This is a genomic window from Actinomadura meridiana (assembly GCF_039537545.1).
Lineage (GTDB): Bacteria > Actinomycetota > Actinomycetes > Streptosporangiales > Streptosporangiaceae > Spirillospora > Spirillospora meridiana.
In genome coordinates, this window is sequence record NZ_BAABAS010000019.1 from 181540 (window position 1) to 194427 (window position 12888).

10 protein-coding genes are annotated in these 12888 nt (G+C 69.2%); 6 read left to right on the forward strand and 4 right to left on the reverse strand.

Annotation, left to right across the window (positions count from 1 at the left end):
- The first annotated feature begins 56 nt into the window (after positions 1-56).
- From ABD808_RS25725 to ABD808_RS25735, 3 genes are all read left to right on the forward strand, one after another.
- Complete coding sequence (locus ABD808_RS25725) at positions 57-881, forward strand: SAM-dependent methyltransferase (RefSeq protein ID WP_344901179.1); 825 nt, start codon at positions 57-59, stop codon at positions 879-881.
- A gap of 10 nt (positions 882-891) precedes the next feature.
- Positions 892-4158 (forward strand): NACHT domain-containing protein, encoded by a 3267-nt coding sequence (locus tag ABD808_RS25730; protein WP_344901182.1) that lies wholly within the window; start codon positions 892-894, stop codon positions 4156-4158.
- Positions 4159-4497: 339 nt separating this feature from the next.
- Entirely contained in the window at positions 4498-6006 is a 1509-nt protein-coding gene (locus ABD808_RS25735; protein WP_344901185.1) for a DHA2 family efflux MFS transporter permease subunit, read from the forward strand.
- An 85-nt stretch (positions 6007-6091) separates the two neighbouring features.
- Here the strand turns inward: ABD808_RS25735 and ABD808_RS25740 are convergent, their stop codons facing one another.
- Together ABD808_RS25740 and ABD808_RS25745 are read right to left on the reverse strand one after the other, a co-directional pair.
- On the reverse strand, positions 6092-7759 hold the full coding sequence (locus ABD808_RS25740; RefSeq protein WP_344901188.1) for an acyl-CoA synthetase: 1668 nt from the start codon (positions 7757-7759) through the stop codon (positions 6092-6094).
- A 54-nt stretch (positions 7760-7813) separates the two neighbouring features.
- Positions 7814-8044 carry a DUF397 domain-containing protein gene (locus ABD808_RS25745; protein ID WP_344901191.1) on the reverse strand — a complete coding sequence of 77 codons (231 nt, stop codon included), beginning with the start codon at positions 8042-8044 and terminating at the stop codon, positions 7814-7816.
- Between the two features lie 197 nt (positions 8045-8241).
- On the opposite strand from ABD808_RS25745, the gene ABD808_RS25750 reads away from it, so the two are divergent.
- Positions 8242-8931, forward strand: coding sequence for an ATP-binding protein (locus tag ABD808_RS25750; protein WP_344901194.1), 690 nt, complete (start codon positions 8242-8244; stop codon positions 8929-8931).
- On the opposite strand, the gene ABD808_RS25755 is transcribed toward ABD808_RS25750, so the two are convergent.
- Both ABD808_RS25755 and ABD808_RS25760 read right to left on the reverse strand, forming a co-directional pair.
- Positions 8861-10297: an alpha,alpha-trehalose-phosphate synthase (UDP-forming) gene (locus ABD808_RS25755; RefSeq protein WP_344901197.1), complete on the reverse strand. Its 1437-nt coding sequence runs from the start codon at positions 10295-10297 to the stop codon at positions 8861-8863. The two genes, ABD808_RS25750 and ABD808_RS25755, sit on opposite strands and share 71 nt — an antisense overlap.
- A gap of 407 nt (positions 10298-10704) precedes the next feature.
- Positions 10705-11160 carry a DoxX family protein gene (locus tag ABD808_RS25760; protein ID WP_344901200.1) on the reverse strand — a complete coding sequence of 152 codons (456 nt, stop codon included), beginning with the start codon at positions 11158-11160 and terminating at the stop codon, positions 10705-10707.
- A 137-nt stretch (positions 11161-11297) separates the two neighbouring features.
- Between ABD808_RS25760 and ABD808_RS25765 the strand changes: the two genes are divergently transcribed.
- Both ABD808_RS25765 and ABD808_RS25770 read left to right on the forward strand, forming a co-directional pair.
- Entirely contained in the window at positions 11298-11759 is a 462-nt protein-coding gene (locus ABD808_RS25765; protein ID WP_344901203.1) for a MarR family winged helix-turn-helix transcriptional regulator, read from the forward strand.
- 27 nt (positions 11760-11786) lie between these two features.
- The gene (locus ABD808_RS25770) at positions 11787-12881 is read left to right on the forward strand and encodes an FAD-binding protein (protein ID WP_344901206.1); all 1095 of its coding nucleotides are present in this window, start codon (positions 11787-11789) and stop codon (positions 12879-12881) included.
- Positions 12882-12888 lie beyond the last annotated feature (7 nt).

Sequence of the window (12888 nt, forward strand, 5' to 3'; positions counted from 1 at the left end):
GCGTCACCACTGGTGGATGATTGGGGCAGCCGTCCGACGGAGGAGGAATCCGCTTCATGCCAGAAGAGCCGCGACCGGGACCCGAGATCGACACCAGCATGCCGCACTCGGCCCGTGTCTGGGACTACTGGCTGGGCGGCAAGGACAACTACCCGGTGGACCGCGAGGCCGGTGACGCGGTGCTCCGGCTCCTGCCCGGCATCGCCGCCTCGGCCAAACACGACCGCGCCTTTCTGGGCCGCGCGGTGCGCTTCCTCGTCGCGAACGGGATCCGGCAGTTCCTCGACCTCGGGACGGGGCTGCCCACCGTCGACAACACGCACGAGGTCGCGCAGCGGGTGGCACCGTCGTCCCGCATCGTCTACGTCGACAACGACCCACTGGTGCTCGCCCACGCCCGGGCCCTGCTGACCAGCACCAGCGAGGGCACGTGCGACTACATCGAGGCCGACATCCGCGACACCGACGCCGTCCTGTCCGTCGCGGCGCAGACGCTCGACTTCGACCGTCCGATCGGGCTGATGCTGCTCGGCGTCCTGAACCACATCCTGGACGACACCGAGGCCCAGCGCATCGTCGCCGACCTGCTCCGAAAACTGCCCCCGGGCAGCTACCTGGTCATCTCCCACACCTGCGACGCCACCACCGAGGAACTCGACGGCGAAGCCATGCGCCGGGCCGTCGCCGAGGTGATGGAACGCGGCGGCACCCCCATCTGCGCCCGCTCCCCCGAACAGATCGAACGCCTCTTCGCGGGAACCCAGTTGCTCGACCCGGGAGTCGTCTCCTGCTCCCGCTGGCGTCCCGACCACTCCCCCTGGACCGACCCGGAAGTCCCCCACTTCAGCGGCGTCGGCCTCCTGCCCGCCAGCGACAGCTGAGGGAAATGCAGTGCCCGGCATCGAGGTCGCCGCGCTCCGCGTGGGCGGATCGGTGGTGCAACTGGCGGCAGGACGATGGCTCGCCGGACGCACCACCAGAGACGCGGCCGGTAAGGATCTCGTCGAGCTGATCAAGACGGGTTTCCCGGACGAGATCAAGCGACGGCGCGTCCAACGCCAGTTCGAGGGCATCGCCGACTCGGTGGCCGAACGAATCCTCACCTTCGCCGGACACGAGTTCCGCGACCTCACCGACAACGACCGAGAGGCCGCCCTTCACGAGGTCGTTCGAACACTCGAACAAGCCGACCTGTCAGACGACGCGCTGTTCGCCGCAGACGTCGATCCGGTGAAACTGGCGCGCGGGCTCAGGTCACGGATGTCGATCCGCAGAGCCGAGTTCGAGTTAGGTGAGGCAGGGGCCCGGCTCTATCAGGTCACGTTGGACGAATGCTGCGACTGCCTCGCCCGCATCATCGTTCATCTGCCGCAGTTCGGGTCGCGCGCGTCCGTCGAGATGCTGGGGCGGCTGAGCGGCCTGTCCGACCAGATCGGCGCTGTCCTGGCGCGGCTTCCGGCGCGAACCCTCGACGCGCCAGAGGGCACCTCGGACGATGACGAGTTCACCCGCCGCTACCTGGCGTCGATCAGCGAGTCGCTTGACACGCTGGAACTGTTCGGCGTCCGGTTCGAGCGGTTCACCCGGCCGCAGACGACCCTGAGCGTCGCCTACATCAGCTTGAACGTCTCCGACGAGGAGAAACGAAAGTCTCGTCCTCCGGCGGCTCAGGCCGTTCCCATCAGTGAATGGCGAGACGAAGCAGAGACAGGGGCCGTGCGGGTTGAGGCGGTTCTAAAGAACCGGCGTCTGATGCTGCTTCGTGGCGAAGCTGGTGGCGGCAAGAGCACTCTTCTGCGGTGGCTCGCCGTCACGGCGGCGCGTGGTTCGTTCAGCGGGCCGCTGCGTGACTGGAACGGATGCGTCCCGTTCCTCGTCAAGCTACGCAGCCACGCGAACGGATCTCTACCGCGTCCCGAAAAGCTCATCGACGACGTCGCGGGCAACCTCGCCGGGATAATGCCTCGCGGCTGGGTGCATCGGCGTTTGGCGGCTGGGCGTTCAGTGCTCCTCGTCGACGGGGTGGACGAAGTCACGACCGCCCAACGGCAGGCGGTCAGGCAGTGGCTGAAGAACATCGTTTCGGAGTTCGGCGACATCAGGATCGTCGTCACATCGCGTCCAGCCGCCGCCGGGTACGACTGGCTGCAGGCGGAAGGGTTCGGCACGGCCTTTCTCGAACAGCTCGGACCGGCGGACGTGCGGAGGCTCGTCCAGCATTGGCACACCGCCGTCCGTGAGTGCCCGGATCTGCCGTGCACCCCGGAGCGACTTTCGTCTTATGAGGCGCGCCTGCTGGCTCGGCTGGAGGCCGCTCCGAACTTGCGGACGCTCGCGTCCAGCCCACTGCTTGCGGCAATGCTGTGCGCCCTCAACCTCGATCGCGAAGCGCTGCCACGCAACCGTATGGGGCTCTACGGGGCGGCCCTCGACATGCTTCTGGAGACACGCGACTCGAAGCGCGGCATTCCGAGCAGCCTCGAACGCGACCAGAAGATCCGCATCTTGCAGGACATCGCGTGGCATCTCTCAACGAGTGCCCGTGTAGAGCTGCCCAAGACGATGGTCGAGCGCCTCGTCGCCGACCGCTTGGACTCGATGCCGCAGGTCCACGCCTCACCGCGCACGGTGGTGGACGAGTTGCTCCAGCGCAGCGGCGTCCTTCGCGAGCCGGTGCCAGGACGCATCGACTTCGTGCACCGGACCGTCCAGGAGTACCTCACCGCCAAACAGGCCGCCGACCTCGGCGACATGGATCTACTCGTCCGCAACGCACACCGCGACACGTGGCGGGAGACCGTCATCATGGCCGCCGGGCACGCCAACGAACCGCTGCGCCGCGACCTCCTCACGGGGATACTCGCCCGTGCCAACTCCGAGGAACGGCGAGCCCGCGTCCTGAAACTGGTGGCCGTCGCCTGCTTGGAGACTCTCCCTTCCGTGCCGGACGACCTCCGTGAAGAGCTCGACCGGTGCCTGGACGCCCTCATCCCGCCCCGCAACGAAGTCGCCGCCCGCTTCCTCGCCACAGCGGGAGAACCGGTGCTCGCCCACCTCCCCGAGACCCTGGACGGCATCACCTCAGCAGCCGCTTCGGCGACGATCCAGACGGCCTGGCTGGTCAACGGACCGGGCGCCTTGGACGTCCTGGCCCGCTATGCGTCCGATACTCGTCTGCTATCGCAAGATCGCATGGCCGAAGCGTGGAACTACTTCGACACCGATGAGTTCGCCGATCGCGTCCTCACGCGCTACCCCTTGAGCGGCAGTCTCCGGGTGGGGCGCTCGCCGCGGCAGCTTGGTGCGCTCGCCAAAGTCCCTCCGCTCGCGGGGCTCATCGTCCAGACGGGCCGCATCGACGACTTCGGGTTCCTCGCCCCTCACACGCAGACCCTGGTCCATCTCCAGCTCTACTCGGACGAGCCGATGGCGGATCCGGCGCTTCTACCGTCCCTCCCGGCACTGCAGGGCCTGACCGTCGAATTTCCCGGAATGAACGATCTTGGTTTTCTCGATGCGCTGCCGCAGCTGAACCAGCTCTATCTCGCCGACTGTGACGGAGTCGTGGACTACTCACCACTGCTCCGACATGCCGAGCTGACCTACCTCTGGCTGACCAACGCGATCCGCTTGGGAAGTATCTCCGCGCTCCCCTCTCTCAGAAGGTTGGGGACCTTGGGGCTCAACGGCGCACACATCGCCGAGGGCCTAGAAGAGATCCGTGGAGCGGCTCCCGGCCTCCACAACGTGTACGTAAGCCACTGCGATTGGGTGACCAGCCTCCGTCCGCTCACGGGTCTCCCGCTGTTCGAGCTCTATCTCGAGGGCTGCCGACAGGCAACCGACTTCGACGCGATCAGCTCGCTGACGACGCTCAACACGCTGAACCTGTCGAACACCCGCATTCGGAACCTCGCTCCGCTGCGGCCCCTCAACCAGTTAAGGCGGCTATTCCTCCGTGGTTGCGACGACATCACGGACCTCCGGCCACTCGCGGACCTGCCGAAACTAAGGGTTCTCCACCTCCACGGCACCGCCCCCGACCTCGATTGGTCGCCGCTGGCCGCCAACCGCAAGCTCGAGATCTACATCTTGCCGCGCCAGTCCGTGCGCGGTCTGGAAAAGTTCAAGGGGCGGCTGAAGGTCACGGATCGCTGAGCCTCCGACCGGATGGCGATGAGTTTTGGGTGGGGCGGTGGTCTGCCTGGGGTGACGGGGGGTTGGGGTCTGGTGTCTGGTGCGTCACAGTTCGTTGACCTCGACCTAGGTGCAGGTCTGAGGGTGGGCCGTGGGGAGCTGGGAGGTTTTGTCGGACCCCGCTGGAATACTCCCGGAACCTGCGGAGTTTAATCGTTCGCGAAAGTGTCAGTCGCTGCACTATTTTGCGGCGGTAACCCCCTGAACATGCCCGACGGCCTCGGCGTGCCCGCGTGCGCGGCCTTGACGATTGGATGAGAGTTGACCGCTCCCGCGTCTTCGAAGACAGCGGACGGCCCGTTGAAGGAGTCCGACCCGGGCGGAGGTCTCGACCGCGGCGTGCTCGTCGTGGCCGGGGTCGTCGTGCTCGGCGCCGTGATGGCGATCCTGGACGTGACCGTCGTCAACGTGGCCATCAACGACCTGGCCAAGGAGTTCAACACCTCCCTCGCCACGATCCAGTGGGTCGCGACGGGCTACACGCTCGCGCTGGCCACGGTGATCCCGCTCACGGGCTGGGCCTCGGCGAGGTTCGGCACCAAACGCCTGTACATGATCTCGATCGGGATGTTCGTGCTCGGCTCGACCCTCGCCGGACTGGCGTGGTCGGCGGAGAGCCTGATCGTGTTCCGCGTGTTGCAGGGACTCGGCGGCGGCATGATCATGCCGGCCGCCATGACGATCATGACGCAGGCGGCGGGACCGCAGCGGGTCGGGCAGGTGATGAGCATCGTCGGCGTGCCGATGCTGCTCGGACCGATCCTCGGCCCGATCATCGGCGGGTACCTCGTCGACGACGTGTCCTGGCGGTGGATCTTCTTCATCAACCTGCCGATCGGGATCGTCGCGCTGATCCTGGCGGCCAAGGTCCTCAAGCGGGACGAGCCGAAACCCACGGAGAGACTCGACCTCCTCGGGTTCATCCTGTTGTCGCCGGGGCTCGCCTCGCTGATCTACGGGGTGGCCAAGGGCGCCGAGCAGAAGGACTTCCTGAAGGCCCAGTCGCTGGTCTTCACGGTGGTCGGCGCCGCGCTGGTCGTCGGGTTCGTGGCCCGCGCGCTGACCGCGCGGAACCCGCTGATCGACCTGCGGCTGCTGAAGCGCAGGTCGGTGGCGGCGGCGTCCATCACGATGATGCTGTTCATGGTCGCGTTCATGGGCGCGATGCTGCTGCTGCCGCTGTACTTCCAGACGGTGCGCGGCGAGGGCGCGACGACCGCCGGACTGCTGCTGGCCCCGCAGGGGCTCGGCGCGATGCTGACGATGCCGATCGGCGGGAAGCTGACCGACAAGGTCGGGCCTGGACGGGTCGTGCTGGTCGGCATCACCCTGGTGGTGGCGTCCGTGGCGACGTTCGCGGCGATCCTGGAGGCCGACTCGAGCTACTGGACGCTCGCCGCCGTCCTGTTCGGCATGGGCATGGGCATGGGCCTGACGATGATGCCGACGATGGCCGCGGCCATCCAGACGCTGGTGCACGACGAGGTGCCGCGCGCCAGCACGATGCTGAACATCATCCAGCAGGTGTCGGCGTCCATCGGCACCGCGATGATCTCGGTGCTGCTCGCCAACCAGCTGACGCACGAGCTGAAGGGCGTCGGCGGAGGCGGCGGGGAGATCGGCAGCACGGAGAAGGTGCCACCGGCGATCATGGAGAAGATCGCGCCGCCGATGGCGGACGCCTTCCAGCACACGTACTGGTACGCGGTCGCGCTGCTCGCGCTCGGGTTCCTTCCGGCGCTGCTGCTGCCGCGCCGTAAGCCGGACACACCCACCGCGGCGGGCGACGCGCCGATGCCGATGCACTGACGAACGGGGACGTTCCGGGGCGCCGCAGGCGTGTTCCAGAACCCGGCCGGGACCACCGGCCGGGTTCTGCCGTTCGTGGGTGTTCTCAGGCCCTCTGCGGCCTTCTGGTGGCGTCTGAGGGCGTCTCGGGGTGTTCGCCGGGCCAGTACTCGTCCTTCAGCAGCCGCTTGTAGAGCTTGCCCGTGGCGTGCCGGGGAAGCTCGGCGCGGAAGTCGACCGTGCGGGGGCACTTGTAGCGGGCGAGCTTGGCGCGGCAGAACTCGATGAGCTCGGCCTCCAGGTCGGGGCCCGCCTCGTCCATGGACATGGGCTGGACGACGGCCTTGACGGCCTCGCCCATCTCCGGGTCCGGGACGCCGATGACGGCGACGTCCGCGACCCGGGGGTGGACGGCCAGGACGTTCTCGGCCTCCTGCGGGTAGACGTTCACCCCGCCGCTGATGATGACGTAGGAGCGGCGGTCGGTGAGGTAGATGAAGCCGTCCTCGTCGACATAGCCGATGTCGCCGACGGTGGTCCAGCCGTTGCCCCACGGGTCGCGGGACTCGGCGGTCTTGGCGGTGTCGCCGTGGTACTCGAACATCGGCGCGTTGCCGAAGTAGAGGGTGCCGGGGGTGCCGGGCGGGAGTTCGCGGCCGTCCTCGTCGCAGACGTGGACCTCCCCGAGCAGGGGGCGGCCGACTGTGCCGGGGTGGGCGAGCCAGTCCTCGGCGTTGGTGTAGACGAAGCAGTTGGCCTCGGTGGCGGCGTAGTACTCGTGCAGCACCGGGCCCCACCACTCGATCATCCGCTCCTTGACGGGGACGGGGCAGGGCGCGGCGGCGTGGACGGCGGCGCGCAGGCTCGACACGTCGTAGCGGGCGCGGGTCTCCTCCGGGAGCTTGAGCATCCGGATGAACATGGTCGGCACCCACTGGCTGTGCGTGACCCGGTACTTCTCGATGGCGGCGAGGGCCTGCTCCGGGTCGAACCTCTCCATGACCACGACGGTCGCGCCGAAGCGGTGCAGGGTGACGCAGTAGCGCAGCGGCGCCGCGTGGTAGAGCGGCGCGGTGGACAGGTAGACCGAGTCGGCGTCGGGCTGGAACAGCAGCGACAGCAGCCCGTGCAGGATGTTCTGGCTGCCCATGGGCCCCGAGGTCAACGGCAGCTTCACGCCCTTGGGACGGCCCGTCGTCCCGGACGAGTAGAGCATGTCGTGGCCCTCGCTCTCGTCCTCGATGGGCGTGGCCGGGTACGCGGCGACGCGCTCCTCGTAGGACTCGTAGCCGGGGGCCGTGCCGCCGAGCATGAGGCGCAGCGGCACGTCCGGCATTCGCACCTTCGACACGGGCCGTTCTCTTGTGGGGGGACCCCCCACACCCCCCGGAATGGGCCGTTCTCTTGTGGGGGGGCGACCCCCCACGCCCCCCGGAACGGATTGTTCACCGGCCTCCATCGCCGCACTGGTGATGAATGCCTTCGCCCCGCAGTTCTCGACGATGTAGGAGAGCTCGTCGGACTGGAGCCGGGTGCTGACGGCCGTGTAGTAGAGCCCGGACCGCTGGGCGGCCCAGGCGACGGCCAGGAAGAGCGGGTGGTTCTCCAGCATGAACGCGATGTGGTCCCCCCGGCGCAGCCCCTCCGCGCGGAGCAGTTGGGCGAGCCGATTGGACTCCTCGTTCAGCTCCCGGAAGGTGATGACCCGCCCGGAGCCCGCCATGACGACGGCGGGCTTGTCGGGCGTCTGCGCGGCGATCTGCCCAAGGTGCATGGGCCGCACGCTACCGGCCGGGAGGCCGGAAAGAAGCACCGCCCGTTCGGCGGCTCAGACGAGCATGTGGTCGAAGTCGCCGTCCTTGGCACCTCCCACGAAGGCCTCCACCTCCTCGCGGGTGTAGACGAGCACCGCTCCCTGGGGATCCCGGGAGTTGCGAACGGCGATCTCCCCGCTGGGGAGTTCGGCCATCTCGACGCAGTTGCCGGACGGATTGCTCCGCCGACTCTTCTGCCAGACGAGTTCGCCGCGCCAGACGTCCAGCATCTGTTGGCCGTCCATCGTTGGTAGCCCCCTTCAGGCGTCCCAGCCTCCGCGCGGGAGGCCGCGATCTCGCCCCACCCCACACAATGGTACGAGATGCACGTGCATTCGTTCTTGCATCCGTTCATGCAGACGGTCTTGCATCTGCACGACTTGAGGAGCAAGATAGCGAACGCTCGCCGGTGACCACCCCGCACGCCTTGAGGTTGTTGACCATGACCGTTGACCAGGCAGACGAAGTCGCAGCTCCCGCCGCCATGGGGGGCGGCCGGTCGCGGCACGCCCCGGCCCTTCATCCCTGGCCCGACGCGCCCCCCGCGTCGCTCGGGCCGAACGTCCCAGCGAACGGGCCCGCCAACGGGTCGGCGAACGTCCCGGCGGTCGTGCCGGGCCTCGCCGGGCTGTGGCCCGCCCCGCACGCCGGGACCCCGCGCATGGCACGGCGCGTCTTCCCCGCCGAGATCACCGCGCCCCGGTCGGCGCGCGAGTTCACCCACGTCACGCTGGACGGCTGGGGTCTCGCCGACGCCTCCGAGGACGTGGTCATCGCGGTGTCGGAGCTGGTGACCAACGCGCTGCGACACGGCATGGAGGGGCTGCCCCAACCGCTGCCGCTGTGTCCCATCCAGCTCGTCCTGATCGGGCACCCGAGACGGCTCGTCATCTCGGTGACGGACCCGAGCGGGCGCGCGCCCGAGCCCGTCCCGAGCGACCCCGCCGGGTTCGTCGAGGGCGGCCGCGGCCTGCTGGTCCTCGGCGCCATCAGCGACGCCTGGGGCTGGGCGCGGCTCGCCACCGGCGGGAAGGCCGTGTGGGCGGCCTTCGACCTGCGGGTCAGCCCTCCCGAGCCGCAGGAAGCGGGTCGGCCCGCTCCAGCCGGACCGCGGGACGCTCCAGTTCGCTGAGGAACGCGTGGGCCCAGCGGTCCACATCGTTCTCGATCACGCGGCGGCGCATCACGCGCATCCGCCGGGCCTGGTCGGCGGGCTCGGCGTCCAGCGCGGCCAGCAGCGTGCCCTTCAGCCCGTCTATGTCGTACGGGTTGACCTGGAACGCGCCTCGTTTCAGCTCGGCGGCGGCACCGGTGAACTCGCTGAGCACGAGCACGCCCCGCAGGTCCTTGCGGCACGCCACGTACTCCTTGGCGACGAGGTTCATGCCGTCGCGCAGCGGTGTGACGACCATCACATCGGCGGCCAGGTAGAGCGCGGTCAGCTCGGCGCGGTCGTACGAGCTGTGCAGGTAGTGGATGACCGGAAACCCGATCTCGCCGTATTCGCCGTTGATGCGTCCGACCTGCTGTTCGATCTCCTCCCGCAGCAGCTGGTACTGCTCGACGCGCTCCCGGCTCGGCGTCGCGATCTGCACGAACACGGCCTGGCCCGGCTTGAGGTCGCCGTCCTCGAACAGCTCCCCGAACGCCTGGAGCCGCTGCGTGATGCCCTTGGTGTAGTCGAGCCGGTCGACGCCCAGCAGCACCGTCGCCTCGCCGAGGTCGCCCCGGATCTCCTGGGCGCGCTCCTGGACGTCCTGGCGCCCCACCAGGTCGTTCAGCTCGCCCACGTCCACGGAGATGGGGAACGCGCGGGCCCGGACGACCCGCTCCTCCCAGTACACGTCCTGCTTGACGTGCCGGGCCTCCAGGAGGCGGCGGCAGAGGCGCACGAAGTTCGCCGCCGCGCCGGGCAGTTGGAAGCCGACCAGGTCGGCGCCGAGCAGGCCCTCCAGGATCTGCCGCCGCCACGGCAGCTGCCAGAACAGCTCCAGCGGCGGGAACGGGATGTGCAGGAAGAAGCCGATGCGCAGGTCGGGGCGCAGCTCCCGCAGCATCCGCGGGACGAGCTGGAGCTGGTAGTCCTGCACCCAGACGACGCCGCCGCGCGCCGCGACCTTGGCCGCCGCCTCCGCGAAACGCCTGTTCACGCGGACGTAGGCGTCCCACATCGCGCGGTCGTAGACGGGCGGCGCGACCACGTCGTGGTACAGCGGCCACAACGTGGCGTTCGAGAAGCCCTCGTAGTAGAGCTCGACCTCGGTCGCGGACTGGGCGATGGGATGCAGCGCCATGCCGTCCTCCTCGAACGGCTCCAGCTCCTCGTCGGGGGCGCCCGTCCAGCCGATCCAGGTCCCCTTCCTGCGCCGCATCACCGGCGCTATGGCGCTGACCAGGCCACCTGGACTGCGCCGCCAGCGCGGGACGCCGTCCTCCCCAACGGTCCGATCTACCGGAAGCCGATTGGCCACCACAACGAACTCACTACCGCGCGACACTCTGCGACCCGCCTCTCCAGGAACTCTCAGTGATCACTCATGCCCAGAAACGGTCATCAGGAACATCTTGTCACTTCGACGTTAAGGGGAGATGTCCCGAAAAGACCGTTGTCAGGCGGGTGGGGCGGTCACTCTGGGGGATTGGATCGGGCCATATTCCTTTCCTGGTAGGTAACAGAGGTTTACCCGACTGTCATGTGACAGTGGACGCGCACCAGAAAGTGATCTTCGTCACACTTGCGGCGACCGGGTGGGCCGGGCGCGTCGGCGCCCCCCGGAACGCCAGCGACCCGTCCACGCCGTTCCGGGGGGTCGAGATCCGGTGCGCGAGGATCCCGCGGGGCGGTGCGTGGACGGGCCGGGTCAGCGGCCGTGGGCCGACGGCCGTCGAACGGAGCGGCGGGGGGTCAGGCCGGGATCGACTCGTGCTCTGGAGCGTTCTCGCGGCGGCGCCAGATGACGGCGTCCAGCGAGAAGCGGCCCGCGCCCGTGGCGGCGAGCAGGAGCGCGACTCCGGCGAGGACCATGACGTACTCGTAGCCGCCGTTCTCGGAGAAGATGCCGTGGCCCTTGTGCACGTACCAGAAGGCTCCGCCCATGTTCAGCGCGATCAGTACGCCCGCGAGCGGGGTCAGCAGGCCGACGATGAGCGCGGCGCCGCCGAGCAGCTCGACGTAGGACGCGAAGAGGGCGGACAGGTCCGGGAGCGGGATGCCGAGCTTGTCGAAGCCGTCGGCGACGCCCGCGTGGCCGGTGTCGAAGACCTTCTGCCAGCCGTGCGCGACGAAGATCACACCGACCGCCAGCCGGCCGATGAGGAGCCCGGCGTCGGGGAGCGCGGGGGGACGGCGAGTGGGGAGCATGCCTCGGTCTCCTCTGGTTGAAGATTCAAATATGAACGGTTTCGACGCTAGCAGACGATGATTCAAATCCAGACCATTTAGAAATTTCAATTACTATTCGGGACGACTAGAATCACCAGGCCACCTAGAATCACCGTATGAACGACCCCGGGGACCCGCTCGAACCACACGAGCTCCGGGCCTGGATGGCCTTTCTGGCCGCCGGCCACCTGATCGACTACGAGATCGAACGACAGCTCAAACGCGACGGCGGGCTCTCGCACCCCGAGTTCGAGGTGCTCGTCGGGCTGAGCCTCGCCGAGGGCAACCGGCTGCGCATGTCCGACCTGGCGCGCGTGGTGATGGTGTCCAAGAGCCGCCTCACCTACCAGGTCACCCAGCTCGAACGCGACGGCTTCGTCAAGCGCACCGAGAACGAGTCCGACCGGCGGTCGGTGTGGGCCGAGCTGACCGAGGAGGGCGCCGCCGCGCTCGCCCGCGTCCGGCCCGGGCACCGGCGCGTCGTCCGCGAGGCGCTGATCGAGGTGCTGGCCCCCGAGGAGATCGACCTGCTCGGCGACGCGCTCGGCCGGGTGGCCGAACGGCTGCGGCAACGGTGAGCCGCGGGCGCCCGGGAGTGCGCGCCCGTGCGTGACTTCGGCGGGATCGTGGCGCGCTCGCCCGCCCGCGTCGTCCGGCCCCGGTCGGTGGACGAGGTCGCGCGCGCCGTCCGGGAGGCCGCCGCGCGGGGCCTGGACGTGGTGCCGCGCGGCCTCGGGCACTCCACCTACGGCCAGTCGCTCACCGGCGGTGTCTCGCTGGATCTGCGTGAGCTCACCGGCGTCGAAGTCGGCGCGCGGGACGTGACCGTCGCCGCCGGGGCGACCTGGCACGCGCTTCTCACCGAGACGTTGCGGCACGGCCTCACCCCGCCGGTGCTGACCGACTACCTCGACGTCACGGTCGGCGGGACGATCTCCGCCGGCGGTGTCGGCGGGACGTCCCACATCTACGGGACGCAGGCCGACACCGTGCTCGGCCTGGACGTCGTCGTGGACGGCGAGGTGGTCTCCTGCTCCTCCGGCACGCGGGCCGGGCTGTTCGACGCGGTCCGTGGCGGGCTCGGACGGCACGGCGTCATCACCGGGGCGACGGTCGCGCTCATCCCGGCACCGGAGCGGGTGCTGGCCTGCACGATCCCGTGCCGGGACGCCGAGGACGTGCTCCGCGTCCAGCGCGAGGTCCGGGCCGACCATGTCTCGGCGCAGGTCAGGCCGTCGCCGGACGGGTGGGCGTACGAGGTCAAGGCCGTCCTGTACGGGGCCGACGGCGAGCCGCCGCCCGGGACGGCCGATATCGAGGAGCTGCCCTATTTCGACTTCTGCGACCGGCTACGGCCCGACGTGGAGGAACTGGTCGCGCTCGGCGAATGGGCGCGGCCGCATCCCTGGGGAATGGTGTTCCTGCCCGCGTCCCACGCGACGGCCGTGATCGAGGCGACGTTGGCGGAGCTGACCCCGTCCGGGCTGGGCGTGAGCGGGGTGATCCTGGTCAAGGCGCTGCGGGTCGGGCGCGTCCCGAGGCTGGACGCGCCCGACGATCCGGTGCTGTTCAGCGTCCTGCGGACCGCCTCGCCGGGTTGCTCGCCGGTCGCGGCGATGCTCGCCGGGAACCGGGCCCTGCTCGACCGCGCCCGTGCGGTGGGCGGGGCCCGCTACGCGGTCGACTCCGTCCCCGCCTGACGCGCGC

Excerpts from the sequence above, each read along its gene's own strand:
- ABD808_RS25740 (WP_344901188.1), bottom strand. The coding sequence starts at position 7,759 with ATGCACCTTGGGCAGATCGCCGCGCAGACGCCCGACAAGCCCGCCGTC.
- ABD808_RS25750 (WP_344901194.1), top strand. The coding sequence starts at position 8,242 with ATGACCGTTGACCAGGCAGACGAAGTCGCAGCTCCCGCCGCCATGGGG.
- ABD808_RS25765 (WP_344901203.1), top strand. The coding sequence starts at position 11,298 with ATGAACGACCCCGGGGACCCGCTCGAACCACACGAGCTCCGGGCCTGG.
- ABD808_RS25725 (WP_344901179.1), top strand. The coding sequence starts at position 57 with ATGCCAGAAGAGCCGCGACCGGGACCCGAGATCGACACCAGCATGCCG.
- ABD808_RS25745 (WP_344901191.1), bottom strand. The coding sequence starts at position 8,044 with ATGGACGGCCAACAGATGCTGGACGTCTGGCGCGGCGAACTCGTCTGG.
- ABD808_RS25760 (WP_344901200.1), bottom strand. The coding sequence starts at position 11,160 with ATGCTCCCCACTCGCCGTCCCCCCGCGCTCCCCGACGCCGGGCTCCTC.